At 62.1% G+C, this 24,375-nt stretch carries 24 protein-coding genes; 9 read left to right on the top strand and 15 right to left on the bottom strand.

Translation table 11 applies throughout. The features are described 5' to 3' along the window. Window positions 1-274: 274 nt before the first annotated feature. Complete coding sequence (locus tag AAGS40_RS26925; protein ID WP_345817563.1) at window positions 275-847, bottom strand: hypothetical protein; 573 nt, start codon at window positions 845-847, stop codon at window positions 275-277. 33 nt (window positions 848-880) lie between these two features. Next, entirely contained in the window at window positions 881-943 is a 63-nt protein-coding gene (locus AAGS40_RS26920; protein WP_345817602.1) for a hypothetical protein, read from the bottom strand. A 113-nt stretch (window positions 944-1,056) separates the two neighbouring features. On the opposite strand from AAGS40_RS26920, the gene AAGS40_RS26915 reads away from it, so the two are divergent. Continuing rightward, window positions 1,057-1,434: a hypothetical protein gene (locus AAGS40_RS26915; protein ID WP_345817562.1), complete on the top strand. Its 378-nt coding sequence runs from the start codon at window positions 1,057-1,059 to the stop codon at window positions 1,432-1,434. A 166-nt stretch (window positions 1,435-1,600) separates the two neighbouring features. On the opposite strand, the gene AAGS40_RS26910 is transcribed toward AAGS40_RS26915, so the two are convergent. Continuing rightward, window positions 1,601-3,418 (bottom strand): methyl-accepting chemotaxis protein, encoded by a 1,818-nt coding sequence (locus AAGS40_RS26910; protein ID WP_345817561.1) that lies wholly within the window; start codon window positions 3,416-3,418, stop codon window positions 1,601-1,603. 404 nt (window positions 3,419-3,822) lie between these two features. Here AAGS40_RS26910 and AAGS40_RS26905 point away from each other — a divergent pair, with 404 nt between their 5' ends. Further along, entirely contained in the window at window positions 3,823-3,957 is a 135-nt protein-coding gene (locus tag AAGS40_RS26905; RefSeq protein WP_345817560.1) for a hypothetical protein, read from the top strand. Between the two features lie 764 nt (window positions 3,958-4,721). On the opposite strand, the gene AAGS40_RS26900 is transcribed toward AAGS40_RS26905, so the two are convergent. Then, complete coding sequence (locus tag AAGS40_RS26900) at window positions 4,722-5,666, bottom strand: LysR family transcriptional regulator (RefSeq protein ID WP_345817559.1); 945 nt, start codon at window positions 5,664-5,666, stop codon at window positions 4,722-4,724. A 229-nt stretch (window positions 5,667-5,895) separates the two neighbouring features. Between AAGS40_RS26900 and AAGS40_RS26895 the strand changes: the two genes are divergently transcribed. Together AAGS40_RS26895 and AAGS40_RS26890 are read left to right on the top strand one after the other, a co-directional pair. Further along, complete coding sequence (locus AAGS40_RS26895) at window positions 5,896-7,206, top strand: MFS transporter (RefSeq protein WP_345817558.1); 1,311 nt, start codon at window positions 5,896-5,898, stop codon at window positions 7,204-7,206. A gap of 2 nt (window positions 7,207-7,208) precedes the next feature. Continuing rightward, a complete protein-coding gene (locus tag AAGS40_RS26890; RefSeq protein ID WP_345817557.1) occupies window positions 7,209-8,399 on the top strand; it encodes a M20 aminoacylase family protein in 1,191 nt (396 codons plus the stop codon). Here AAGS40_RS26890 and AAGS40_RS26885 read toward each other — a convergent pair. The 3 genes from AAGS40_RS26885 to AAGS40_RS26875 form a co-directional block, all read right to left on the bottom strand. Next, the gene (locus tag AAGS40_RS26885; protein WP_345817556.1) at window positions 8,338-8,790 is read right to left on the bottom strand and encodes a cytochrome c oxidase assembly protein; all 453 of its coding nucleotides are present in this window, start codon (window positions 8,788-8,790) and stop codon (window positions 8,338-8,340) included. The genes AAGS40_RS26890 and AAGS40_RS26885 overlap by 62 nt on opposite strands. A 615-nt stretch (window positions 8,791-9,405) precedes the next feature. Further along, window positions 9,406-9,555, bottom strand: coding sequence for a hypothetical protein (locus AAGS40_RS26880; RefSeq protein WP_345817555.1), 150 nt, complete (start codon window positions 9,553-9,555; stop codon window positions 9,406-9,408). 619 nt (window positions 9,556-10,174) lie between these two features. Then, window positions 10,175-10,921, bottom strand: a complete 747-nt coding sequence (locus AAGS40_RS26875; RefSeq protein WP_345817554.1) for a DUF3391 domain-containing protein — start codon at window positions 10,919-10,921, stop codon at window positions 10,175-10,177. Between the two features lie 338 nt (window positions 10,922-11,259). On the opposite strand from AAGS40_RS26875, the gene AAGS40_RS26870 reads away from it, so the two are divergent. Beyond that, window positions 11,260-12,411 carry a diguanylate cyclase gene (locus AAGS40_RS26870; protein ID WP_345817553.1) on the top strand — a complete coding sequence of 384 codons (1,152 nt, stop codon included), beginning with the start codon at window positions 11,260-11,262 and terminating at the stop codon, window positions 12,409-12,411. A gap of 9 nt (window positions 12,412-12,420) precedes the next feature. Here AAGS40_RS26870 and AAGS40_RS26865 read toward each other — a convergent pair whose 3' ends face one another. The 3 genes from AAGS40_RS26865 to AAGS40_RS26855 all read right to left on the bottom strand — a co-directional run bounded on the left by AAGS40_RS26865 (window position 12,421) and on the right by AAGS40_RS26855 (window position 16,265). Continuing rightward, the gene (locus AAGS40_RS26865; RefSeq protein WP_345817552.1) at window positions 12,421-13,767 is read right to left on the bottom strand and encodes a DUF3100 domain-containing protein; all 1,347 of its coding nucleotides are present in this window, start codon (window positions 13,765-13,767) and stop codon (window positions 12,421-12,423) included. Window positions 13,768-13,854: 87 nt separating this feature from the next. Then, window positions 13,855-15,366, bottom strand: a complete 1,512-nt coding sequence (locus tag AAGS40_RS26860; protein WP_345817551.1) for an aldehyde dehydrogenase family protein — start codon at window positions 15,364-15,366, stop codon at window positions 13,855-13,857. 29 nt (window positions 15,367-15,395) lie between these two features. Next, window positions 15,396-16,265 carry an NAD(P)-dependent oxidoreductase gene (locus AAGS40_RS26855; protein ID WP_345817550.1) on the bottom strand — a complete coding sequence of 290 codons (870 nt, stop codon included), beginning with the start codon at window positions 16,263-16,265 and terminating at the stop codon, window positions 15,396-15,398. A 140-nt stretch (window positions 16,266-16,405) separates the two neighbouring features. Between AAGS40_RS26855 and AAGS40_RS26850 the strand changes: the two genes are divergently transcribed. Next, window positions 16,406-17,317, top strand: coding sequence for a LysR family transcriptional regulator (locus AAGS40_RS26850; protein ID WP_345817549.1), 912 nt, complete (start codon window positions 16,406-16,408; stop codon window positions 17,315-17,317). A 426-nt stretch (window positions 17,318-17,743) separates the two neighbouring features. Here AAGS40_RS26850 and AAGS40_RS26845 read toward each other — a convergent pair whose 3' ends face one another. The 3 genes from AAGS40_RS26845 to AAGS40_RS26835 form a co-directional block, all read right to left on the bottom strand. After that, the gene (locus AAGS40_RS26845) at window positions 17,744-18,319 is read right to left on the bottom strand and encodes a hypothetical protein (protein ID WP_345817548.1); all 576 of its coding nucleotides are present in this window, start codon (window positions 18,317-18,319) and stop codon (window positions 17,744-17,746) included. A 334-nt stretch (window positions 18,320-18,653) separates the two neighbouring features. After that, a complete protein-coding gene (locus AAGS40_RS26840; RefSeq protein ID WP_345817547.1) occupies window positions 18,654-19,091 on the bottom strand; it encodes an SET domain-containing protein-lysine N-methyltransferase in 438 nt (145 codons plus the stop codon). Between the two features lie 388 nt (window positions 19,092-19,479). Continuing rightward, the gene (locus tag AAGS40_RS26835; protein WP_345817546.1) at window positions 19,480-20,439 is read right to left on the bottom strand and encodes a LysR family transcriptional regulator; all 960 of its coding nucleotides are present in this window, start codon (window positions 20,437-20,439) and stop codon (window positions 19,480-19,482) included. Window positions 20,440-20,537: 98 nt separating this feature from the next. Here AAGS40_RS26835 and AAGS40_RS26830 point away from each other — a divergent pair, with 98 nt between their 5' ends. Beyond that, a complete protein-coding gene (locus AAGS40_RS26830; RefSeq protein WP_345817545.1) occupies window positions 20,538-21,704 on the top strand; it encodes a mandelate racemase/muconate lactonizing enzyme family protein in 1,167 nt (388 codons plus the stop codon). A gap of 109 nt (window positions 21,705-21,813) precedes the next feature. Next, complete coding sequence (dctA, locus tag AAGS40_RS26825) at window positions 21,814-23,178, top strand: C4-dicarboxylate transporter DctA (protein ID WP_345817544.1); 1,365 nt, start codon at window positions 21,814-21,816, stop codon at window positions 23,176-23,178. Between the two features lie 110 nt (window positions 23,179-23,288). Here the strand turns inward: dctA and AAGS40_RS26820 are convergent, their stop codons facing one another. Together AAGS40_RS26820 and AAGS40_RS26815 are read right to left on the bottom strand one after the other, a co-directional pair. Continuing rightward, complete coding sequence (locus tag AAGS40_RS26820) at window positions 23,289-23,513, bottom strand: hypothetical protein (RefSeq protein WP_345817543.1); 225 nt, start codon at window positions 23,511-23,513, stop codon at window positions 23,289-23,291. Between the two features lie 48 nt (window positions 23,514-23,561). Continuing rightward, complete coding sequence (locus AAGS40_RS26815) at window positions 23,562-24,179, bottom strand: substrate-binding domain-containing protein (protein ID WP_345817542.1); 618 nt, start codon at window positions 24,177-24,179, stop codon at window positions 23,562-23,564. A gap of 21 nt (window positions 24,180-24,200) precedes the next feature. Here AAGS40_RS26815 and AAGS40_RS26810 point away from each other — a divergent pair, with 21 nt between their 5' ends. Beyond that, the gene (locus AAGS40_RS26810) at window positions 24,201-24,359 is read left to right on the top strand and encodes a cytochrome c (RefSeq protein ID WP_345817541.1); all 159 of its coding nucleotides are present in this window, start codon (window positions 24,201-24,203) and stop codon (window positions 24,357-24,359) included. The last annotated feature ends 16 nt before the right edge of the window (window positions 24,360-24,375 follow it).

Below are 24,375 nucleotides of genomic sequence, written 5' to 3'. Positions count from 1 at the left end.
CAGTATCAGACCGTGTCCGGCCATAAACAGAATTTCGTCTGAAGGTAGTTCCTGCCGCCCGGATGTCCGTTTCGATCCAGACGGGGACATCCGGGATGAGCGAGTAATGCCTTCCGCTTAGACAGGAGTCTCGACGGAACAAGATGGAACACCCGGATTGGTACGGTAGAGACGCACATAGGGCGACCTGAGAATTAGAAGGCCCAGGTCAGTCTTGCCGCTAACTTTGTCCGCATACGCGCCAAACGGACTCAGCGAATCGTCTTCCGCATGGTCAAATCAGAATGCCAGCGCCAAGCCCTTCAATCGGACCGTATTCCCGCGGGACGATTGGACTACCAATCCCACTCGCCCCCGCTATCGCAGCCAGCACGCCTGCGTTTTCCGCTGGAAGAGCATCCACGACAATCAATCCTGCCGAGGATGCCCGCTCGAATGCCATGCTCCCGTCCAGCAACGCACAGATCGCGGCCTCGGAGGCGATTGCCGCGATGTCGCGTTGTGCTGGGTCATCTGAATTGACCTCGGGCACATCCGGCACAATCTCTGGATCGAAGCCGTTCGTCGTTGCGTGGAAGCAGCCCCACGTCCCGCTTTCTATTAGTAGGACATAGAAGTCGGGTAATGCGGCAAACTCCTCTTTTGTCAATCTTTGCTCGATGCGCGTTTGCAGTTCGTTCAACACATTGATGGCTGACGCCCGCGCTTTTGCCTGTCCGAGCGCACCGTCAAAGGTGTGCTCCAGCAGCTGCGCCGCGTCGATAGCCGCGCGAGTGTTGACCGCTACGGTCAACGCGTGCGGATGGCTTACGTTGAACTCAACCTTGAATTCGCAGATGGCACACATGATCCCTTCTCCCTTGAAGGGACCCGCATGCCGTCACGGCGTTACGATATTGAACCAGAAGTCGAAGTTGTCGAGCCAGGTGACGAATCCCCCCAGCTTTTGTGTGTTGCCGGTGATTTTGGCCTCTACCTGACACCACCTGCTTTTCCATTGTAGTCTGGCCCATCGAAGAGCTGCCTAGCGTCGCACGAAGAATGGCTGCGGGCCAAATGCTGGTCGACGGTGCGTCCGTTTGCGATGTTGCTGAGACGTTGCATCTTTCTACCGACACCGTGAGACGATACAAAGCCATTGTCGCCAATGGCGGCCTGGACGCACTAAGCAAGATGAGTGTGGGCGGTCGTTCCTCCATTCTGGACGAAGAGGCACTGGCATGGATTGAAAGCGCCCTTTCCGGCTCCGCGCGAGAGAGTGTTTTTCCAGTGATGCCTGGACAAATGCACGGTTACGTGAGCTTATCGGCAGGCGATTTGGGGTTCACTACTCCCGCGTCTATGTTTGGCAGATTGCAACAAACCTTGGTTTGGGCTGCCGGCTTTCGAAATCAGACCGGTGAACAGTCGCGGGAGCCTGGCCATCGTGTTTGATCGTGCCGCGTATTGCCGACAGGGAGGAATGGTGGTACGGCGTGCATTGACTGGGTCAGTGGAGACATCGAGCTTTTCCTGGGCAGCGTGTTGCACAGCTTCCATGAGCTGGCATTCAGAATAGAATTTATGCAGACCATCCCTGAGCCACCACCTAAGCCACGACCTATCCCCCCGCCCCCGCATGGTGGTCGCCAAGCCGGAACACGCCCACCACGCCTACCAGCTCCTCCGCCTGATCGTTCAGCAGCGATGCTGCCGCGGCCGACTGCTCGACGAGTGCGGCATTCTGCTGTGTCGCACTGTCCATGTCGGCCACGCTGCGGTCGATCTGCGCAATGCCGATGCTCTGCTCGCTCATCGCCCCTTCGATCTCGAAGATGATCTGGCTGACGCGGCCAATCGCGGAGACGATCGAGTCGATCGTCGTGCCGGCGCTGCGCACGCTGTGCGCGCCGGCCTGCACGTTGCTCGACGCGGTCTCGATCAGCTGCTTGATCTCGCGCGCCGCCGTCGCGCTGCGTTGCGCAAGGCTGCGCACTTCGGAGGCGACGACAGCGAAGCCACGGCCATGCTCGCCGGCGCGAGCGGCTTCGACGGCGGCGTTTAGCGCGAGGATATTGGTCTGGAACGCGATGCTGTCAATCACGCCGATGATCTCCGTGATCGAACTGGATGAACGCGAGATCTGTTCCATCGTCGCGACGACGGCCGTCATCGCGGTGCCGCCGCCCATGGCCATCTCGCTCGTCGATGCGGCGAGCTGGCTCGCCTGCTTCGACGCATCCACCGACTTGCCGATGCTCGCGGTCAGCTGAGTGAGCGCCGCCGACGTTTCCTGCAGGCTCGCGGCCGAGCGCTCGGTGCGTTGCGACAGGTCGCGGTTGCCGGTTTCAATTTCGGCGGTCGCGCACTGCATCGCGTCAGCGCTGGAGCGAACCCGCGCGAGCAGCACGCCCAGGGTGTCGACGAAGCGGTTAAACGACTCCGCGATCTGCGCGACTTCGTCACGCCCATGCACCGGCAACCGACACGTGAGGTCGCCCGCGCCGCTACCCACTTCATTCATCGCGTCGCGCACCTGTGCGAGACGGCGGAAGGCGGTCGCCGTGGGCCAGGCCGCAATGGCGAGCGCGAGCAGCGTCAGCGCGACGGTGGTCAGCAGCATCGCGTGCAGCATCTCGCCCAGACCGACCGTCGCCTCGCGCTCATCCAGTGCGATGACGAGATACCAGTCGGTGCCTTTCACCGGCTGCACCTTCAGGAGCTTGCGCGCGCCGCCGATATCCAGCGCATAGGGTTCGCTCGCGTTTACCAGATGGACGAGCACGTCGGCGTTCAGCGCCGGAGCGATGCTGGTCGATGGCTTGAGCGTCAGCGCGTTGTCCGGGTGGGCAATCACGATCCCGTCCTTCGCGACGACGAATGCGAGGCTGGACGGCGTGGGATGCACGGCATTCACCACGTCGCGAATGCCGTCGAGCGTGACCGCGCCGCTCACCGCGCCCTGGCTCGCGCCGTCGCGGCGGATCGGCGCGGCGAACGCGACATAGGGTATGTGCGTACCCGCATCGGGATACGGCTTCGTCACGATCAGCTCGCCGGACTTCATCGGCCCGAGGTACCACGGGCGGGTAGTGGGATCGTAGCCGGGCGGCGTAGCATGATTCGAATAGAACGTGCGGTCTGGCCAACCGACGGTTGCGACTTCGAAGCCATCGGCGGCCGCCATGTGCTTCACGAACCCCTGCGGATCGCCGTGCTCGACGAGTGCCGCGGTTTCCAGTACCGCGCGCTTCTTCGACGCGACCCACTGGACGATAGTGGTGGTGTTGCTGTTCGCGATCGCGCTGAGATTCGCGCCGATGGCATCGAGGGTGCTGCTGCGGACGATCGCATAGGTGACGCCACCGGATAGCAGCAGCGATCCGGTCACGGTCGCCAACACGATGATGAGCATCCTGCTACGCAAAGAACGGATCATTCTGACCTCGGGCATAGAGTAAATAAGGATAACGTCACTGCCCGCGCATCATGTTTTCGAGTAGTTGCGACCGTGGCGTGATTAAGGCGATTTACGACCCTCACCCACGTGAACTTGAGGGTCAGGGCTATACCGTTGAGGTATAGGTCGCCAAGTTTTTAGGTAATACTCGCAAAAATTGATCTTCATATGTTGTCTCCCGGCTCTATTCATATGGATACCTAATTATGTACAAGGCGGCCAGCCTTCCCACAGGAGCTCATGTCCGCTACGCAGGCGCTCAAGGTGGGCGATGGCATGCAACCCGGCACTCGGTGGTGGATTACGTCGGCATCCTGAGCGTGACCGACGTATGAGGCGGCACCATCGCGGCGCACGCGAGTGACGTCGACGACTTCAATAACTTGTACCGCACCGACAACACCATCAAGTACACGAGCCCGAACTTCAACGGCCCGACGTTTGGCGGTACGTACAGCCTCGGCGGCGTGGCGGGCAACTTCACGCAGAACCAGATCGTGTCGTTCGGCGGGGGCTAAAACCATGGTCCGGTCAACCATGGCCTCGGTTACCTGACGCGCGCACGCCGACGAAAGCAGGCGGCCTGTTCGGCAACAGCACCTCCACCACGACGGCCGCGACTGTCTCGACGCTGGTGTGCGCAGGCTATACGTCCGCAAATACGTATCAGGTGATCGCGGGAGGCGGCACGTACGCGATCGGCGCAGCAACGCTCGGCGCCACGTATTCGAACATCCGCTTCGGCAATCTCGGTGCGAACGGCACGTCGGTCTATCAGCGCGGCAGTTCCGCCGCCTTCAACAACGCGGAATTCAGCTTCAAGTATCAGCTCACGCCTGCACTGTTCCTGGGCGCGGGATTCAACTACATGCACGGCAGCGAAGTCGCCGAAACGAACGGCACGAGGAATCCAGGCGCGAAGTACTACCAGGGCGAACTCGGTGCCGACTACTTCCTGCCGAAGCGCACGGACATCTATCTGTCCGGCGTGTATCAGAAGGCGTCGGGTCGTGACTCGAAGAACGAAAACGCAGTGGCGTCGCTGACCTGCCCGACCGCTTCCACGAGCGACCGTCAGAGCGCCGTGCACCTGGCCATCCGTCACAAATTCTGTCGGCACGGGTCACCGAACGGGGAGCCGGCTTCACACGTTTCAAGGCCGCGCAGAGGGTGCGGCGCCGGCTGCGCGGCGCCGCTTTTTCAGCACAGCGCTTTCTCGATACCGGGGAAACCTTGTGCCTCCTTTGTCTTGGTGGTTCGAACCTTTAGCCAACACGCGGCATCACTTTACCGCGTCGGTCTTCGACGGTACATCGTCGGTCCACTTCGCGTTCGGGTCGAACGGCACGCGCGCCTCCATATCACGCATGAACTTGGCAAGCGGCCCGTTCATGTGATCGCGGCGCCAGACGAATTCCAGCGGGTAGGTCAAGGTCAGTTCGGGATGCTGAATCAGCTGCGTGCCGGGCGGGCAGCTATGCAGCGCGGTGTCCGGCACGATCGAATAGCCGAGGCCCGCGGCCACGAGCCCGAGAATCGTCGTCGTGTCGCCGCCGAGCTGCACGATGTTCGGCGAGAACCCCGCCAGCTGACACTGGCGGATCAGGAAGTCGTAATAGGTCGGCGCGGTATCGCGATCGAACCACACGCAGGGCAGCGGTGCGAGATCGGCGAGCCGCTCAGGAACCTTCATCGTCGCTGATGCCCGCTTCGGCATTGCGATAAGCAGCCCGCAACGCAGCACCGTGATCGCGTCGAACCGCGAGTCGCGCACGTCGCGCCAGCCGAGAAATCCGCCATCGAGCTTGCCTTCCGCGAGCGCGGTCAACTGCTTCGTCGCCAGCAGCGGCTCGACACGCAGCGAGATGTCAGGCTGCGCCTGCCGGAAGCGGTTGATCTGCGACAGGATCGCCGGATGCCAGCTATAGGTGGGCGACACCCCGAGCCGCAGTGCGCCCGCACTGCCCTGCGCGACTCGCAATGCACGCTGCCGCGCCGACTGGAAATCGATCAGCAGTCTGCGCGCATCCAGCGCAAACTGTTCGCCGGCGGCAGTGAGTTCGACACCTTTGGCGCTGCGCGAAAAAAGCGGTGCGCCGAGTTCTTCTTCCAGATCGCGAATCTGCCGGCTCAATGCGGGCTGTACGATATGAAGCTGCCGCGCCGCAGCAGCCACGCTGCCCGAATCGGCGACGGCAAGAAAATAGCGTATGTGTCGGATATCCATAGGCGCACTTGGGCGTGACGATGCGCAGAGTCTCGCATGCCAAAAGTGCGTGAGCCAGACGGGCTAACCCGCTGGGCCTCGTTCGAGGGGACGCTGGAAGCCTTGCGCCGCAAGGGTTTTCAGGGTGCTATGCCAAAAAGGTATCGGCGCTATTTTTAAACAGTATGCCGAAAGAGCATGTGGCTGGCGTTAAGTTGACAAACATTCCAACGATACGCGAACGACCCCCATGCGACGAATCCCACCATCACCACGCGAATCCGCCGCAACCGGCGTCAAGACCTTTGCGGCCGCATCGATCGGCAACCTGCTCGAGATCTACGACTTCATCGCCTACGGCATCTTCGCTGTTCCCATCTCCCGCACTTTCTTCGCCACCCACTCCGAATTCGTGTCGCTGCTGCTGACGTTCATCACGTTCGCAGTCGGCTTCGTCGCGCGTCCGCTCGGCGCGCTGGTGCTCGGCCTTTACGCGGATCGCGCCGGCCGGCGACGCGCGCTCAGTCTCACGCTGCTGCTGATGGCAGCGGGGACGCTCGTGCCAGCCGTGTGTCCGCCGTACGCGGCGATCGGTATCGCGGCACCAGTGATCGTCGCGTGCGGTCGTCTGTTGCAAGGCTTTTCCGCGGGCGGCGAGATCGGTGGTGCGGTTGCACTGCTGGTGGAGAACGCGCCCGAATCGCGCAAGGGTTTCGCTTCGTCGTTCCAGCAGATGTCGCAAGGCGGCGGCGCGATGCTCGCGGGTCTCGTCGGACTCATGCTGACGCATCTGTTCACCGACGCGCAGATCACGGGCGGCGCATGGCGTCTAGCATTCGTGTTCGGTCTGCTGATCGGGCCGGTCGGCTGGTACGTGCGCCGTTCGATTCCGGAGACGGCCGCCTTCGAACGCGCGAGCCTGCAACGCAAGGCCGACCTGTGGCCGCAACTCGTGCTGTATCGCTGGCGTCTGCTCGGCGGCATCGGCATCCTGGTCTTCTGGACGATTGCCACGTACGTGTCGAACTATTTCACCACCTACGCGGTGCGCGAGTTGCATCTGAGCCTCTTCGACAGCTATCTCGGCCAGCTCGGCTACGGCATCACGATGGTGATCGCGTGCCCGCTGATCGGCGCGCTGTCCGACCGTATCGGCGTGCGCAAGCCGATGCTCGTCGGCGCGCTCGCCACCGCTGTGGCCGCGTATCCGCTGTTCTGGTTCCTGGCCCAGCATCCCAACCGCTTCACGCTGATCGCGGTGCAGATGGTCATCTCGATCCTGCTCGCCTGCTATGCGGCCTGCGCGTCGAACATGCTGGCGAGCTTCTTCCCGGTGCAGTTTCGCGCGACCGGCGTCGGCTTCTCGTATGCGACCGGCGTGACGATTTTTGGCGGTCTGACGCCGCTGCTGGTGACGAGCCTCATCGCTGTGACGGGCGACAAGCTCGTGATCGGCTACTACCTGGCCGCTGCCGCGCTCGTGAGCTGCATTCCGGTCGTGCTGTCGCCGCGCACGCACACTTCCTCCCAACCACAGGCACCTGTTGCCTTGACCGAATGACCATGCTGAATGACCCGCGTCTCGCCGCTATCGAAGACGAACTCATCAAGATCCGCCGCCATCTGCACGCTCATCCGGAGCTGCGCCACGAAGAGGAACAGACGGCCGACTATGTGGCCGCACGACTCGCCGAGTGGGGCATTGACGTCGTGCGCGACATCGGCGGCCACGGCCTCGTCGGTGTGCTGCGCAACGGCACGTGCAGGCGTTCGATCGGCCTGCGCGCCGACATGGACGCGTTGCCGATGCAGGAGCAGAACCGCTTCGCACATGCGTCGCGTTTTCCCGGCCGCATGCACGCGTGCGGGCACGACGGCCATACTGCGATGCTGCTGGGCGCCGCGCGCTACCTCGCGGCGCATCGTGAGTTCGATGGCACCATCAACTTCATTTTCCAGCCGGCTGAGGAGGGCGGCGCCGGTGCGCGCCTGATGATCGAAGACGGTCTCTTCGAACGCTGCCCGATGGATGCCGTGTTCGGCGCGCACAACTGGCCAGGCATCGCAGCCGGCGCATTTGCGTTGCGGCCCGACGCGATCATGGCGTCGAGCAACACGTTCAAGGCGGAACTGTCCGGCTTTGGTTCGCACGCGGCACAGCCGCATCGCAGCGTGGACCCGGTGATGGCCGCCACCACGCTCGCGCAGGCATGGCAGACCATCGTGTCGCGCAACATCAATCCGAACGACGCCGCTGTGCTGTCGATTACCGAGATCCACGCGGGCTGCACCGTCAACGTGATTCCCGGACACGCGAGCCTGAGCGGCACGGTGCGCACCTTCAGCGTGGACGTGCTCGATCTGATCGAGCGGCGCATGCGCGAAATCGCGCAAGGGGTGGCCGCCGCGTTCGACGTGCGGGTAAAGTTCGAATTCCGGCGCATGTATCCGCCGCTCGTGAACGATCGCGAATCCACCACGTTCGCGGGGAACGTGCTGAAAAAGGTGTTCGGCGAGGATAACGTGGACGAGAACGTCGCTCCGCAGATGCCCTCGGAGGACTTCGCGTTCTACCTGCAGCACAAGCCCGGCTGCTACGTGTTCATCGGCAACGGCGATGGCTCGGAGTACGGTAACTGCGGCTGCGCGATTCCGCTGCACAGCCCGAACTACGACTTCAACGATGCGTTGCTCAAACCGGGCGTTGCGTGGTGGGTGTCGCTGGCTCGGGCGTTTTTGCCGCAGCCGCGCTGACGCGGTTCGCCGCGGCCGGCGTGCGTCGTCCTGCCGGCCGATGCGGCTTCGGTTGATGCCCTGGCCGTGCCGACCGCCGCATCAGATGGCGCAATGCCATTATCGCGCCGATCGCTTCATGCACGCCGGCGGGCAACCACATGACGAGTCCGCCGAGGCTTTGATCGAGCGACGCGGGTAGCGATGTGAACGCGCGCCCGCACAGCGTGAACACCGGGTAGAGGTCGTGCTGCGAGAACGTGATGATGGCGCCGACGACAATCTGCGGCGTCATCGTGACGACCGGCGACAGCACACGCAGGCTGGGCCGTGCTTGGCTCGGCGGCGACGGACCATGGTCAGGCAGCATCCACCAGTACAGCAGACTGCTGATCGCAACCCTCCGGTTCATCAACCTGTAGAGCCGCCAGTCGACAGTTGTTGCAGGTGACACAGGCCGGAACCTTCAGCAAACGTAGAACAAAGTAATTTCGTCACCAAAACGAAGTAAATGTGTGTCGCCACCCGTTTTTGCGTACTTTCACGGGCCAGCTCCGTTGCAATGATCGGCGGAGCTTTTGCCGCATCGAGCGTCCGCTCCTGCCGCTCAAGGGTTCGAGTTATACGTCGTGATCTTCATCGCCAAGGCAGAAGCTGACTGCCTTGCGGTTATGGAGGTGTCGCGCGGTCGCAGTTCGATGCTCCTTGCGCATCGCCGTCGCGTTGCAACGGGGAGGATATCGAGTCGCGTCACGCTCGCCGCACTGCGCACCGCGATACGGAGCGCCCACAAGACTTGCATCGAGCGTGTAGCGCATCTCTCGACCGCACCTAAGGCCCTCAATCTCAAGCTTTCGCCGGACCGGAGAAACGGTCTTTGCTTGACATCGGGCGCGTCACGCTGTGTTGACCGAGCAAAATGCACTGCCTTCGATCCGGAAAACCGAACGATGCCTACCTACCTGGTCCGCCTCAAGTAGCAAAGCGCGCGCACCGTGCCAAACATCAGCAGCATGCGCCGCAGATGTCACACATCGACGGCATCGCGCTTCGGCTCCACGCCTTCGTAAGGGTCAATATCAGCGGGCACCAGCCGCAAAAGCGCATGCCCGGAAAGCCCGTTCGCACGCGCGAACTTCAACAGGATCGATACGATCAACTCGCCAGGTAACACCATCTGGAATTGAATATGAAGCCAAGTACCGGGGTCAGCCGTTGCTCACCCGGACTGAGCATCGTGAAGCGCGAGGCAATGAGCGCGGACGCCTTCATACGCGTGGACAAGCACACGACCGGTTGCATGGCGGACGCCGAAGGCCTCCTGATCAAAGTCAATACGGTTTGCGGACGATCGTCCGTAGCGGCCACTTCCGATAGTAGTACCAGGTATTCTCGGTCATAAGACGTCGTCCAGAAATTGACGATGCAATGTTGTCCGTCCAGTGCAATGAAGCATGCTCGCTGACAGAACGTCGTTGAAGCGGGATCCGCTTCCGGCCCTATCCGGGCTTGGAAGGCGCTGCGCCGATATAGCGTCAGGCGTCACCCGAGTTTGGACGGAAAACGTCTACCGGTGCGCGCCGCGAGGACGCCAGAGCATGAGCAGATCGAGGCTTCGAAAAAAATCGACCATGTGTTCAACCTGCCAGAGAAAGTTGTCGCTACAACGAACGGGCAGTGACAGATTTACTTCGCACTGAGGCGAAGTGACGGGTTTACTTCGCGGACAAACGAAGTAATCTCGTCACCTTAAAGGCGTCCAGCCTTGGCCTAGCGTGCATCAGCCGGTGACAAGATTACTTCGCTGTACGGCAATGCTCATGAGCGCCACCGTCTGACGCTGCACGCACGACGCAATCTCGTCGACGAGCGGCAGCATCGACTTCGTGTCCGTGGTTTCGCCCAGACGCGCGTCCGTGAAAATAGTGCCAATCTTGCTTTTCGCGAGCGTACAGATGGTCTGCGCGCGTTTCCCTCTCGTCGCGAACCGACACGCGTTGATCATGCGCAGCCGCCGCCGTCTCGACGATTTTTTCCGGCGGAGGGCTATCCGGCGGCGGGTTAAAACCCGACCGCGACAGATGCCGCTGAAACAGGATAGACGGCTTTTCATCTTCCGCGACACGACGTGCGGGTTTCAGGCCCTTTTCCGGGTCGATCCACACTTCGTCAATGCCGGCGTCGATAATCGCCTGAAGATCTCCCCGTTTGTCCAGCAGAAAACGCGACCGGAAGAACGGATGGCTAAGCCACGACCCGCCGAGCTTCTGGATATACATCCCTACTCTGAGCTGGTCCGCCGATATCTTGAGAACCGTAAATGTTTTGCCTTCTATTAGCGACAGTCTGAACCGGGCTCGACCTGTTACCGCGACTGTTCCATGCGTTCCGCTGTCCCCGTCTGACAGCTTGCCCGTTCCGGCCAACGAGATTACGACTGCTCGTTTCCGGTTATCAGCACGCGACTTGATAAATACAGGCCGATCGAGCGGTAAAAAATGGACGCAAACGTTTTCTGTATATTCATTTTTCAATCGCTCCAATCAATTCATTAGAAAAGCGCAAGCTGAAAGAAGGCTTCCCGCAAAATGCGAATAACAACCAGGGAATATGCGGTGGTCAACCAGGCGTGGTTGAAAACATGATTTTCACCTGGCGTTCAGACAATCCCGGTAATATGAGCCGGCTTTAAGCGGACCGATTTTCAGGCGATTTTTTCGCGTGGCATGCGCAGGTGCTTCGATGCTAAAGGACGGGAGCGGCAGGCCGTAATCCAGTTAACGCCACTGTTTATTCGCCTGACGGGCACGGCGCGCGACGCGATCCGGGGCGAGGTTCCAGCTAGCAACGGCGACGACGAGCGCGAAAGCGCCTGGTGACTATGAATCCGACTGCCGCACATTCTCCGCCTCTCGCCGGCGCCCAGGCGTCGCATCACGAGACGCGGCGCGGCGCCGGCCTTGCGCGCCGCGCATACGGCTTGCGCTGCGTCGGTCTCGCCATGGGCTTTTTCCTGGTGCAGACAGTGCTGTGGCTTCAGCACGCAAGCCTGTTTCCGCGCCTGTTCGTACTGGTTTACTGCTACGGCTGGCCGCATTTCGCGTTTCTGATGACGCGGTGGAGCGCTCAGCCGGGGCGCAGCGAGCGCGTGAATCTTTTCGTGGACAGCATGGTCGGTGGGATGATCGTCGTGGCGATCAAATGCACGTGGCTACCCTCCACGCTCATTCTGCTGATGTTCATGATGAACAACGTCGCGGCTGGCGGCCCGCGTCTGCTTGCCCGCGGCGCGCTTGCGTGCTGCGTCGGTTTCGGGCTGGGCGCGCTCGCGTTCGGCGTGCAGTTCGACTGGGGCAGCGTCTCCGCCACGACCATCGCTAGCGCGCCCATGCTGCTCGTCTATCCGCTCTCGCTCGGCGTGGTGACGTACCGCACGTCGATGAAACTCGGCGAACGCTCGCGCGCGCTGAAGGTGCTGAGCGAGCACGACACCCTCACGGGGCTGCTGAACCGCGCGACGCTCGCGCGGCACCTGTCCGACACGCTGGCGCGCGCCCGCGCGTCACGCGACCGGGTCAGCGTGCTTTTTATCGACCTGGACGGCTTCAAGACGGTGAACGACACGCTCGGCCACCAGCACGGCGACCACCTGCTCACCGCCGTCGCCCTCCGGCTGATGGAAGCGTGCGGCGCGACGGAACGGATCGGCCGGTATGGCGGCGACGAGTTCGTCATCGTGTCGACGCAGCGCGCCATGCAAAACGTCGAGGCGCTGGCCAGCCGCATCGTTCTGTCGGTCAATTCGCCGCTTGCGCTCGGCAGCTCGACTATCCGGCCCTGTCTGAGCGTGGGCATCGCCGCGTTCCCCGATCACGGCGAGGACGAACAGACACTGCTGAGCAAGGCGGACGCGGCGATGTACGAAGCCAAAGGCAGCGGCACGAACTGCGCCGTGACGTACAACAACGGCAACGGCATTGACGGCGAAGCGGACAGCTTCGCTTCGACCGATCACGCGGACGCCGCCGCCTGACTCCGCCGCTCACACGTGAAAAATCTGCGCAACCAGCGCGGCGCCCACGAACGTGCCCGCATTCGCCACGAAAGACACCAGCACGATGCGCCAGCCAAGCCGGCGGAACGCGGGAATGTCCTTCGCGATGGAAAGGCCCGCGAACGTCAGCATGGGCGTGACGACACCGAGAAAGTCGTTCTTCGCGCTCAGCGCGGCGATCTGCGTCGCCCACGGGCACAGCGGCGAGGTCATGAACATCGCGACAATGGATACCCAGCACACCGCCGGAATCTTGCGCCGCGTGACGACCGCCAGCCCGTCGCCGATCACCGTGGCGAGCACCATGAAGCACATGCCCGGCAGCCCCATCAGCAGCGTCGTGCCGTGCGTGATCCAGTCGCATACGAGCGAGAACACGGCCGTCAGCACCCACGCGGCCATCTTCCCTGAATAGCTGAGCGTGGGCGCTTCGGTCTGCACGTCGCCGAGTTTCGGACGCGTGGCCTCGATGGCTTCTGACGCGCCCGATGCCTTCGTCGTCCGGCCAATCAACGGCTCCAGCACCCGGTAGCCGAACACCGCGAGCGGCAGCGAAATGAACAGCGTGAAATACGTGCCGATGGTGGTCGTAATCAGGTTACTGGCCGCCGCGAACGTCAGCACGTCTTTCGCGACGTCGGGCGACTGCTGCGCCGCCGCGATCGCGCCCGAGGCCGCCGCCATCATGCTGCCCGAACCCACGCCCGCGCCCATCGCCAGCGCGAGCGGATGAAAAATGTGCAGGCTCGCAATGAAACCCGCGAAGATCGCGATGAACACGGCGCCGAACACCGTGCCGGTCAAATACTCGGCCAGCACGCCGCGCCCTTCCGCCGAATCCATCCCATACTTTTCGCCGATGATCGCGAGGCTCGGCTCGCGGCCCACGGAGAAGGTGGCGCCAATCGCTTCGCGCTTGATGCCCAGGACCAGCGCGAGCGGCAGGCCGAGCAGAATGGTGCCGACAAAGTGCCCGAGTTCCTGGAAGGCGAGCGCCCAGCCCGCCGCGGCGAGCTTAGGCAACGCGCTGCCCACCATCAGACCGAGTTTGGAGACGAACAGCAGCAACGCGGGTTGCAGCACGGCCGCCGCGAGGAACTGTGTCTTCACGTCGAGCCGCATGCTGCTGCGCCAGCGTTCGGAGACGAGACCGAGCGCACCGCCCATCAGCAACGCCCACACCATGGGCAACAGCACGACCTTGCCCGGACCGACGCTGAACGTCGACGCGCCGATGAATTGCGCGATCAGCAGAATTGCCGCCGCATAGACCAGCAGCTTTGCGCCCGTAAAGCCGACGCTCCCCGCGCGGTTCGTCGTTATCGTATGTTCCATGCTGCTCTCCGCCCCGTGGCACGCCGGCCCGGTATCAAGGTTGTCAACGCTGGTTCTGGTCTTCGTCTTTGTCTTCGTTTATTGCGCTTACAGATAGCCGAACGCGGTGGGCGGCGCCGCCGCCGTTTCGACCCACACGCTCTTGGTCTGCGTGTACTCGTACAGCGCCTCCACGCCGCTCGAGCGTCCATAACCACTCATGCCATAACCGCCGAACGGCGACGCGACATTGATCGTCTTGTAGCCGTTTACCCAGAACGTGCCGGCGTCGATCTGCGCGGCCACGCGGTGCGCGCGGGCCACGTCGTTGGTCCATACCGCGCCGGCCAGGCCGAAGTCGGTGTCGTTGGCGATACGGATGGCTTCTTCCTCCGTGTCGAACGGAATTGCCACCACGACCGGCCCGAAGATCTCGGTACGCGCCACGTCCATCTCGTTGGTCACATTGGCAAGCACGGTGGGTGCGACGAAATAGCCGCCGTCCGAGCGTTCCGCCGTGCCGGCCGTGAGCGTCGCGCCCGCCGCCACGCCGCTCGCGATCATCTTCATCACGTGGTCGTATTGCGTGCGATTGCAGATGGGGCCGACTTCGGTGGCGTCGTCGGTCGGCGCGCCTACCTTGATCTTTTTCGCGCCCGTGGACACCCTCGCGACGAACTCGTCGTAGATGGAGCGCTGTACCAGCAGACGCGAACCCGCCACGCAACTTTGCCCCGCGCCCGCAAAGATCGCGGCCTGCGCGGTGAGCGCCGCGCGCTTCAGGTCAGCGTCCTCGAACACGATGTTTGCCGACTTGCCGCCTAGTTCCAGCACGCAAGGCAGCACGCGCTTCGCCGCCGCTTCCGCGATACGCGCGCCGGTCGCGGGTGAGCCGACAAAGACGACCTTCTTGATGACCTTATGCGCGATGGCCGCCTGCGCGACCGTGTGGCCGTAGCCCGCGAGCACGTTGATCAAGCCCTTCGGCACGCCGGCCCGCTCGGCCAGCCTGCCGACCGCGAGCGAACTGAACGGCGTAAGTTCGGACGGCTTGAGCAGCACGGCGTTACCCATCGAAATAGCGGGTGCGACCTGCCAGCCGCATGTGAACACCGGCGCGTTCCACGGCGTGATCTGCAACACGGTGCCCGCCGGTTCGCGGCGCGTGTAGTTCAGGTGCGAAGTGGGCACCGGAATCACGTCGCCATAGAACTTGTCGGCCCAGCCGCCGTAGTACTCGAACATCTCCGCGACCTTGGCGACTTCGCCACGGCAATCGCGAATAGGCTTGCCCGAGCCGAGCGATTCGAGGCGCGCGAGCGCTTCGGCGTTCTGGCGCACCTCACGCGCCACGTCGAACATCGCGCGGCCGCGCGCGGCGTGCGTCAGCGCCCACCACTGCTTCTGCGCGGCCTGTGCCGCCGAGGCCGCGAGCGCCACCACTTCCGCGCCGCCATCGCGGTAAGCAATGCTCTTCTCGCCGCTTGCCGCGTCGTACAGCTGAATGAGGTCGCCCTGCCCTTCGACCAGTTCGCCGTTCACGTACGAGCCAATGGTTTTCGCGGCCGGAAAGAAGTGCTGAAAAGCCGCGAGCAGGTTATCCGCAATGCTTTGAGTCATGACGTTTCCTCTTTATATTCCGTGGGCCATCAATGCGTGTCAACGAACTGGACGATGCGGTTGAAATCTTCCGCGTCGCCAATCGATTCCTCGCTCTTCGCCCACAGCCGCCCCGCCTCGTTCGCGACCGGCGCGCTGATGTTCTTGCTTCGCAGCAGTTCGAGCGCGAGGCGCATGTCCTTGCGCATGAGTTTCATCGTGAAGCCCGAATCGAATTTTTCGTTGAGAATCCAGGTGGGATAGTTGGTGAGCGTCGCGCTGTTCTTGCCCGAGCCGCCGCTGAGCGCTTCGATCAGCCGGGTCTTGTCGACGCCCGCCGCTTCCGCCGCGCGCACCGCCTCGCTCGTCACAAGCAGATGAACGCCCGTCAGCAGGTTGTTGATGAGCTTGGTCACGTGACCCGCGCCCGCCGGGCCCACATGCACCTGCTTCGCGCTGATCGCCGAGAGCACCGGCTGCACGGCGGCGATATGGTCCTCCGCGCCGCCAAGCACCATCGTCATCGTGGCGGTGGCCGCGCCCTTCGGGCCGCCGCTTACCGGGCCGTCAATGAACCCCACGCCGCATTCCGCGAGCGCCGCCGCCACCTTGCGCGTGCTGTTCGGATCGGCCGTGGTCGTGTCGATCACGATCAGGCCGCGTTTCGCGTTCGTCGCCACGCCGCCTGCGCCGAGCACGACTTCTTCGACAATCGCCGAGGTGGGCAGCGAGAGAATCAGCACGTCGACCGCGCCGGTCATCTCCGCGATCGAAGCGCACGGCTTCACGCCCTCTGCCGCCAGCTTCTGAACGCTGTCCTGACTGGCATCGAACCCCGACACGTCGAAACCCGCCCGCTTCAGTGACAAGGCCATTCCGCGGCCCATGTTTCCGAGTCCGACGACACCTACCTTTTTCATTGCTGCGCTCCTGATCAGTGCATGGGAATGCCCGGCGGGAAGTCAGATTCCGCGCCGGTTGTCGTCGATATTCGATCCATTGGCCATTTCAACCAATAAGTGCCAATATTGAAGTTGTTCTAAAAATTCGAACGCTCGCCATGTCCAATGCCTTGACGGAAAGCCGGATTGCCTATTTCTTCGAAGCGGTACGCTGCGGCACGATCCGCGCGGCGGCGGACTGGCTCGACGTTGCGCCTTCGGCGGTGAGCCGCCAGATTGCTTTGCTCGAAGAAGAACTGGATGCGCCGCTGATCGAACGTCATGCGCGCGGCGTCACGCCGACCGAAGCGGGACAGTTCGTGATCCAGTATTTCCGCGAGCAGCGCGCGCATCGCGACGATCTGCTGTCGCGGCTACATGATCTGCGCGGCCTGCGCACGGGCCGCGTGAGCGTGGTGTTGGGTGAAGGATTCGTCTCGGACCTGCTGGGCGGCCCGATGCAGCACTTCTGCAAGCTCTACCCAAACATCAAGGTCAATCTCGACCTGGGCAGCACGAACGACGTGATGACCAGAATTTCCGAGGACGAAGGCGAGATCGGCCTCGTCTACAATCCGCCGGCCGAGCCGCGCATCGTGTCGCGTGCGTCGCGCCGCCAGCCGATGATGGCGATTGTCGGCACCAAAACGGCACGCAGCATCAAGCGCAAAAGTCTGACGGTGCAGGAACTGGCGTCCTACCCGATCGCCGCGACGCACGCCACGTACGGCACGCGGCAAATGCTGCAAGCGGTGGAATACGCCGAGAAAATCAGCCTGGAACCGGCGGTGACGACCAACTCGATCAACATCATGAAGCAGTTCGCCCGCTCCGAGCTGGGCATTGTCGTGCTGCCCGCGTTCGCCGTCACGGTCGAACTGAAGGCCGGCGAACTGAAGGCCATTCCGATCGAACATCCGATCCTGCAAAATGCCGAGGCGCATCTCGTCACGCGCGTGGGACGCACGCTTTCCGCGGCGTCGAACAAGATGCTGCAGATGATGGCTTCGCAGATGAGTGCGTTTCGTTGAGCCAGCCGGTTCCAATGGAGGCACACGCCTCGCTCACGTTGCAAGCAACGACCGATACAACTTCAGGTGACGGTCGAGCATTTTCGTATGCGAGAAGCGCGCCGACCGCATGCCGTCGACAGTTCTCCGACCAGCGAGCCGCGCGCGCGGGTTCAATGCCGCGACGCAGCGCCGGTTCGTCGCCGGTCGGAACGAGAAAGCCGGTCTCGTCGTGCAGCACGATTTCGGGAATGCCTTCGGTTGCGAAGCCGACGAGCGGCGTGCCCGCGCTCATCGCCTCGATGATCGACAGAGGCTGGTTGTCCGCAATCGTAGAGCGAAGTAAAGTCGTCACCAAAAACGAAGTAAAGTCGTCAACGCCCATTATTGCGAATCTTGCACGACAGTTTCTGCCCGCGGTGAGCGTCAGCCCCCTAAGCAGATAAATTAGCCATGCCGCGCGCCAGGGAAATTCCAGTCTATGACGTTAATCCCCGACGATATGAAAGGTCGTCCTGTCAGGTCGGTCGGCCAAGGGTTGCGGATCAGGTACCGGGCCGCAGATAACTGAACAACCTCTCCCGGCTGGACAGCTCGCGGCCCTACAAGATCGGGCTTTCGGGCCGGCACAGTCCCAGCGCTCATCGACACTGGCACCGCGCCAGCGACGGCACGCACAAATTCGAGTTGTGCCTTCAGTGCCCCGACGTCGGAAAGTGCATGCGCCAGACGCGTTTGCAATTCTGCAATAACCTGCTCGCTTCTCGCCTGCGTGCAGGCCGCTTCCGCGCGCTCATCCACGAGGCGGCGCACTACCTGCAAAACGCGTCGCTCGGCAGCCAGCGTTGCCCGCATCTCGGCACGGGCGACCAGGTCGGCAACCTCCCGTGTGATGCCCGCCGTGAATGCAGCGAGGTCTTCTGTCGTTGTGGCGGCTTCGGTCGATGCAGTGTGCGAAGCGACGGACCTGTCGGCGGGCAACGCATTGTTCGGATTGGCTCCCGCTATTTGTGTCTTGTCCATGAGCTTATCCAGGTGGGAAACCCGGTAAGCTTACCGCAATCGCAAACGTCGATATGCAGTCCGTCGATATGCCATCATATTGGTGCGTTCAAGCGAAAAAGCGGCATTCAGGAAATGAAAGTCGCGGCACACGGTCTGACACACTGCACTCAGACAACGGCGCCTTGAGCGTTCAGCGCGATGAATGGAGAATAGCCGGCGAACGCCGCGCGAGTAGCGACAGCGGAATCGCGGCGGACTGCATCCCAATCGCCGGAGACTCTCCCGACGGCACCCGCTGACGGGTCAGCGTCGAAGGAGCTGGTGGAATCGCTTCGCAACCGCTTGCAACCGATTACATGGCGAGCATCGATCCGCTGCACCGTTTTGCCCCGCAATAACAGACATAGTTGGCGACAACTTCCGGCGTCGGCACTTCATCGATCGTCAGTCCGTACGCGATAAACAGCTCGTCGTCCGGCATTACCTTCCTGATAGTTTCGATGAAGACCCGTCCCCGCTCGTCCTCGATTGCCTCGCAGTTCGGCCGGCACGAGTGGTTCAGCCAACGCGCGCTATTGCCGCCCACACTGCCATCAATCACGCGTCCGTCGGCCAGGCCGAAAATAAATGTATGGCCCGGCGCGCCAGAGCGTTTGTGTCTGGCCGCTGCCCGGCGCCAGGAGGTGATTTCGCCACGGTATTCAAGGATCCGCTCACCCGCAGCGATAGGCTGCAGCGCAAAAACGCCCCGTCCATGGATTGAAGATTTTCTGACCGTTACACGCCGCACGTTTTGCCCCTGCCATCCTTGATGGCAACGAGCATATCGGGAGCCGTGTGGCACGGCAACCGCCCGCGTGCTCTAGAAGAGACGGGTCTGTCGGGGGTCGCGCCCGGGCGGCCGGGACGTAGCAGCACGGGCGCCCTGGCGGTGACCGGCCTCTCCCTGACCACCAGCGTCACACCGGAGCCCCCTACCACGCGAGCGCTTCAGTCCATCGGCTAATTTCGACCGGTCGCCCTCCCGCATTGAGCGTCCCTGCTGTGCTCCAGAACAGGCAGTTATGTGTCGCCTGTAAATGCGGTTCGGCGCGCCGCCATAAGACCGTAGCGTGCGCCGAACGAGCTCCACGATGAAACTTCGGCACCCTCATGAGCTCGAACCCGTTCCCACATCGTCAGTTCCCGGCTCGAGCGGGTCTCCTGCGCTCAGGGGCCGCTTTGCCGGTGTCGACCGGAATAAACGGCGCTTCGAAATGCTTGACCAGGAAATCTATGAACGCTCTAGCGCGAGTTGACTGGTTGCGCTGGCCGGGGTAGTAGACGAACAGATCCGCAGACGGCAAACCCACCTCGGGCAGCACAAGACTGAGCCTCCCGCTCTGGATGTATTTCGCGAGATCCCATTCGGAGCGAATCAGAATGCCGTGCCCATCCAGCGCCCATCGCAGCACGATATCCCCATCATTGCTGGATAGCGAACCATTCACCTTCAAAGCCTCCAGATGATCGTCCTGCATGAATCTCCAGACACCAAATGCATCGTCGTTCTGCGTGTGAATAATGCAGCGATGATTGACGAGATCCTCTTTTCGCTGTGGAACGCCGTGCCGTTCGAGATATTTTGGCGACGCACATAGAAATCGACGATTGCTCATCAATCGGCGCGCTCTCAGGCGCTGATCCGGCAGTTCGCCAAACCGGATCGCCATATCGAATGCACCTTCGACCAGATCGACGGGCCGGTCCGTCACCACGAACTGGATATCGACGTGTGGATACCGTTTCGCAAATGCCGACACTAAAGGCGCGATCGTCGTTCGCCCAAACCCCAAGGTCGCGTTGACGCGCAGGCGGCCGTGCGGATCGGCGGGCGTCCCGGCGATTGCATCCTCCATTTCCCGCATCTGGTCGAGAATCTGCGCGGCGTAGCGCGCATAGATCTCGCCTTCTGAGGTCAGGCTGACGCTGCGCGTCGTCCGATTCACCAGTCGCGCTCCCAATCTTTCCTCGAGTATGCCGAGCCGCTTGGTGGCCGCAGGCGGCGTGAGGCCTAGTGAGCGCGCCGCGCCAGACAGGCTCTTCAGCTTCGCCAACTGGACAAAAAACTCAAAATCGGTCGCGGAATCAGTTCTCACTTTTGGTAAAAAATGAAATGAATTCTGGTGAAGTATAAGCCGTTCTCACGCGGCTATGCTACCTCCCATTGCAGCACTGACAGTCCAGAGACACCACCATGAAAATCGTTGAAATCCGCGAAAAGACCGTTCCGATCAGCTCCCCGATCCGCAACGCGTACATCGACTTCAGCAAGATGACGCTGAGCCTCGTCGCCGTGATCACCGATGTAATCCGCGATGGCAAGCCGGTCGTCGGCTATGGTTTCAATTCGAACGGCCGTTACGGCCAGGGCAAGCTGATGCGCGAGCGCTTCATCCCGCGCATTCTTGAAGCCGATCCCGCCTCGCTCGTCGACGACGCGGGCAACAACCTCGATCCGCACAAGATCTGGGCGACGATGTTCACCAACGAAAAGCCCGGGGGCCACGGCGAGCGCTCGGTCGCCATCGGCACCATCGACATGGCGGTGTGGGACGCCGTGGCCAAGATCGAAGGCAAGCCGCTCTTCCAGTTGCTGGCTGACCGCTATGGCAACGGCCAGCCAGAGCGCAAGATATTCGTTTACGCGGCGGGCGGCTACTACTACCCGGGCCAGGATCACGAGAAGCTGAAGGACGAGATGCGCAGCTACATCGACCGCGGCTACACGGTCGTGAAGAAGAAAATTGGTGGCGCGTCGCTTGACGAAGACCTTCGCCGCATCGACTCGGTCCTGGGCGTGCTGGGCGACGGCCAGAAGCTCGCAGTCGATGCGAACGGCCGCTTCGATCTCGATACCGCGATCCAGTACGCGAAAGCCCTCTCGCAATACGATCTGTTCTGGTACGAGGAACCGGGCGATCCGCTCGATTTCGAACTGCAGGCGACGCTGCGCAACTACTACGACAAACCGATGGCGACCGGCGAGGACCTGTTCTCGATGCAGGACGCACGCAACCTCATCCGTTACGGCGGCATGCGCGCGGACCGCGACTGGCTGCAATTCGACTGCGCGTTGAGTTATGGCCTCGTCGAGTATCTGCGCACGCTCGACATGCTGCGTCAGCATGGCTGGTCGCCGCGTCGCTGCATCCCGCACGGCGGCCATCAGATGTCGCTGAACATCGCCGCCGGTCTCGGCCTGGGTGGCAACGAATCGTATCCGGATCTATTCCAGCCATACGGCGGCTTCCCGGACGGCGTGACGGTCGACAACGGCTACATCACCATGCCGGACCTGCCAGGCATTGGCTTCGAAGGCAAGGCCGATTTGTTTGCGGAAATGGTGAAACTGTCGGCGTGACGCAATCAGTGAAACAAGCAGAGCCGCGACCGGAAACACAATCGCTGCACGCACAGCGATTGGCGGTCGCCCGGATTCAGGTAGATGGCGCCATGCTCAGGAGACAGACATGCGGCCCTCAAAACTCAAAAAGACCCTTTCGAAGCTCTATGTCCAGGTGCTGATTGGTATCGTGGCCGGCATTCTCGTCGGCCACTTTTACCCGGATATCGGCGCCGATCTCAAACCGCTTGGCGACCTGTTCATCAAGCTGATCCGCATGTTGCTCGCGCCGATCATCTTCGCCTCGGTCGTCGTCGGCATCGCGCGCATGAATGACCTGCACGAAGCGGGTCGCGTCGGCGTAAAGGCGGTACTCTATTTCGAGGTTGCGTCGAGCATTGCGCTGCTCATTGGCCTCTTTGTCGTCAACGTGATCAAGCCCGGCAGCGGCATGAACATCGACCCGACGCACATCGACAGCTCGGCGATCGCCACCTACGCACACGCCGCGCATGACCACACGGCGCTCGGTTTCCTGATGAGCATCGTGCCGAACAGTATCGTCGGCGCATTTGCGAACGGCGAAATCCTGCCGATCATCTTCTTCTCCGTGCTGTTCGCCGTCTCTCTGGCGAAACTCGGCCCGCGCACCGCGCCGCTCGTGGATACGCTCGACATGTTTCTGCAAGGCATGTTCGGGGTCGTGCGCATCGTGATGTACGTCGCCCCCGTAGGCGCGTTCGGCGGCATGGCCTTTACCATTGCCAGGTATGGCCTCGGCACGCTGACATCGTTCGGGCAATTGATGCTATGCCTGTACATCACGTCGATTTTCTTTGTGGTGGTCGTGCTTGGCATCGTCATGCGGCTCTGCGGGCTGTCGATCTGGAAGTATCTTCGCTATATCCGCGACGAGATTCTGATCACGCTCGGCACGGCGTCGACTGAAGCCGTGCTGCCTCAGATGCTGATCAAGATGGAGAATCTCGGCTGCTCGCGACCTGTCGTCGGCATGGTGCTGCCGACCGGCTACACCTTCAACGCCGATGGCACTGCGATCTACCTGACGATGGCAGCGATGTTTGTCGCGCAGGCGATGAATATCCATATGACGCTGCTCGATCAGCTTGTCGTGCTCGGCGTTCTGCTGCTGACGTCGAAGGGATCGGCCGGCGTGGCGGGAGCGGGTTTCGTCGCACTCGCAGCGACACTTGCGTCGATGCACAAAATACCGGTCTCGGGCCTCGTGCTGCTTCTGGGCGTGGACCGCTTCCTGAACGAAGCTCGCGCTGTGACGAACCTGATCGGCAACGGTGTAGCGACCATCGTGGTCGCACGCTGGGAGGGCGCGATGGATGTCGATCGAGCCCGTGCGGTGCTCAATCGCGATCCCGACTACAGCGTGGTTGACACAAATGCGGAAAAGCCACAGTCCGCGGCTGTTTCTTCGCTAGTTGGCGAGCGCGCAACAGGCATCGGAGGTGGCCGGTGACCGGGGAAATAGTCTTCGCCTGACATTGGGCAAGTCACGCGGAGGTGGCCGAGCCATATGCACTGCCCTCAATCCGGAAGACCGAACGAAGCCTACCTCGCTGGTCCGCCTCAGGGAGCAAAGCGGGCAGCATCGCCAGACACTGGCAGCATGCGCCGCAGATGTCCCACATCGACGGCATCGCGCGTCGCCTCCACGCCTTCGTATGGGCCAATATCAGCGGCCACCAGCTGCACGAGCGCGGGGCGCGCGGGCAAGCGTAGTGTCCTGATGTCGGTGACGATAGACATCAGCAAAGGCAATGAGAGTCGATTCCTTGCATCTTTTTGCCACATGCGAAAGCTGCCAATCGGATTGCGTGAATTTGTCTGACAGAATTGCTCTCAGAGATACGGCGCGCTGCGCACGTTGGTCGGGTGATACACGGAAAACTCACCGTTGAAACGCAGTTGGGGCGGCGGTGCGTCATCGGTCATGGAGAGCAGTCGCGCAAGCGCCGTGACGGCTTGCCCGTCCGGGTCCTGATCGATGGCGACGTCCATCAGGCGTGCTTCGAGCAGACGGCGATGCAAGTCCTCGATTTCGTGTCCCGCCCACACGACGCGTCCCAGCAGTTGCGCGCGCTTTAACGCGGCCTCGATGCCCTCGCCTCCATCGCCCGTGTTGTAGATGCCCGCAATGGGACCGTCGCGCAGTGCGTGTTGCACGAGACGGTAGCAGCGCGCGGCATCGTCGAGCGTGTCTTCGTCGGGAACGATCAGGCGGCGCCCGGGGAAATGTGTCGCGATTTCTTCAACGCAGCCCCGCACACGCTCCGCATGCGCGCGATACCCACGCATTGCCTGAATGATCAACACAGCGCCATCGCCTTTCGCGAGCCTCCCCAGCATATAGCCCGCCGTGCGTCCAGCGCGGTAGTGATCGATGCCGACATAGAAGCGCTGCGGCACTTCCGGCACATCCGAGACCATCGTCACCACTGACGCGGCGCAATCACGCATGCGAACCCGACGGGAGCGGCCATGCCCGCATTCGCGTGGAAGCTGTCGGACGAACAGATCGCGGCGGTCATCACGTATGTGCGCAACGCGTGGGGCAACGCCGCGCCGCCGATCACGGCGCAAAACGTGAAGGATTCGCGCAAGGCACGCGGCGCATCGCAGCAGCTGGCGACGCACTAGGCGTCGATGCTTTTTG

The sequence above is a fragment of the Paraburkholderia sp. PREW-6R genome (genome assembly GCF_039621805.1).
In the GTDB taxonomy this organism is placed as follows: domain Bacteria; phylum Pseudomonadota; class Gammaproteobacteria; order Burkholderiales; family Burkholderiaceae; genus Paraburkholderia.
This window is presented reverse-complemented; position numbering and strand designations above follow the sequence as displayed.

Bases quoted from the DNA above. Each gene is read 5' to 3' on its own strand.
- AAGS40_RS26855 (WP_345817550.1), bottom strand. From the start codon at position 16,265: ATGAAAAAGGTAGGTGTCGTCGGACTCGGAAACATGGGCCGCGGAATG.
- AAGS40_RS26815 (WP_345817542.1), bottom strand. From the start codon at position 24,179: ATGCGTGATTGCGCCGCGTCAGTGGTGACGATGGTCTCGGATGTGCCG.
- AAGS40_RS26810 (WP_345817541.1), top strand. From the start codon at position 24,201: ATGCCCGCATTCGCGTGGAAGCTGTCGGACGAACAGATCGCGGCGGTC.
- AAGS40_RS26900 (WP_345817559.1), bottom strand. From the start codon at position 5,666: ATGGATATCCGACACATACGCTATTTTCTTGCCGTCGCCGATTCGGGC.
- AAGS40_RS26925 (WP_345817563.1), bottom strand. From the start codon at position 847: ATGTGTGCCATCTGCGAATTCAAGGTTGAGTTCAACGTAAGCCATCCG.
- AAGS40_RS26915 (WP_345817562.1), top strand. From the start codon at position 1,057: ATGCTGGTCGACGGTGCGTCCGTTTGCGATGTTGCTGAGACGTTGCAT.
- AAGS40_RS26820 (WP_345817543.1), bottom strand. From the start codon at position 23,513: ATGTGGCAAAAAGATGCAAGGAATCGACTCTCATTGCCTTTGCTGATG.
- AAGS40_RS26845 (WP_345817548.1), bottom strand. From the start codon at position 18,319: ATGGACAAGACACAAATAGCGGGAGCCAATCCGAACAATGCGTTGCCC.
- AAGS40_RS26860 (WP_345817551.1), bottom strand. From the start codon at position 15,366: ATGACTCAAAGCATTGCGGATAACCTGCTCGCGGCTTTTCAGCACTTC.
- dctA (WP_345817544.1), top strand. From the start codon at position 21,814: ATGCGGCCCTCAAAACTCAAAAAGACCCTTTCGAAGCTCTATGTCCAG.
- AAGS40_RS26880 (WP_345817555.1), bottom strand. From the start codon at position 9,555: ATGGTGTTACCTGGCGAGTTGATCGTATCGATCCTGTTGAAGTTCGCG.
- AAGS40_RS26910 (WP_345817561.1), bottom strand. From the start codon at position 3,418: ATGATCCGTTCTTTGCGTAGCAGGATGCTCATCATCGTGTTGGCGACC.
- AAGS40_RS26865 (WP_345817552.1), bottom strand. From the start codon at position 13,767: ATGGAACATACGATAACGACGAACCGCGCGGGGAGCGTCGGCTTTACG.
- AAGS40_RS26895 (WP_345817558.1), top strand. From the start codon at position 5,896: ATGCGACGAATCCCACCATCACCACGCGAATCCGCCGCAACCGGCGTC.
- AAGS40_RS26830 (WP_345817545.1), top strand. From the start codon at position 20,538: ATGAAAATCGTTGAAATCCGCGAAAAGACCGTTCCGATCAGCTCCCCG.
- AAGS40_RS26850 (WP_345817549.1), top strand. From the start codon at position 16,406: ATGTCCAATGCCTTGACGGAAAGCCGGATTGCCTATTTCTTCGAAGCG.
- AAGS40_RS26890 (WP_345817557.1), top strand. From the start codon at position 7,209: ATGCTGAATGACCCGCGTCTCGCCGCTATCGAAGACGAACTCATCAAG.
- AAGS40_RS26885 (WP_345817556.1), bottom strand. From the start codon at position 8,790: ATGAACCGGAGGGTTGCGATCAGCAGTCTGCTGTACTGGTGGATGCTG.
- AAGS40_RS26870 (WP_345817553.1), top strand. From the start codon at position 11,260: ATGAATCCGACTGCCGCACATTCTCCGCCTCTCGCCGGCGCCCAGGCG.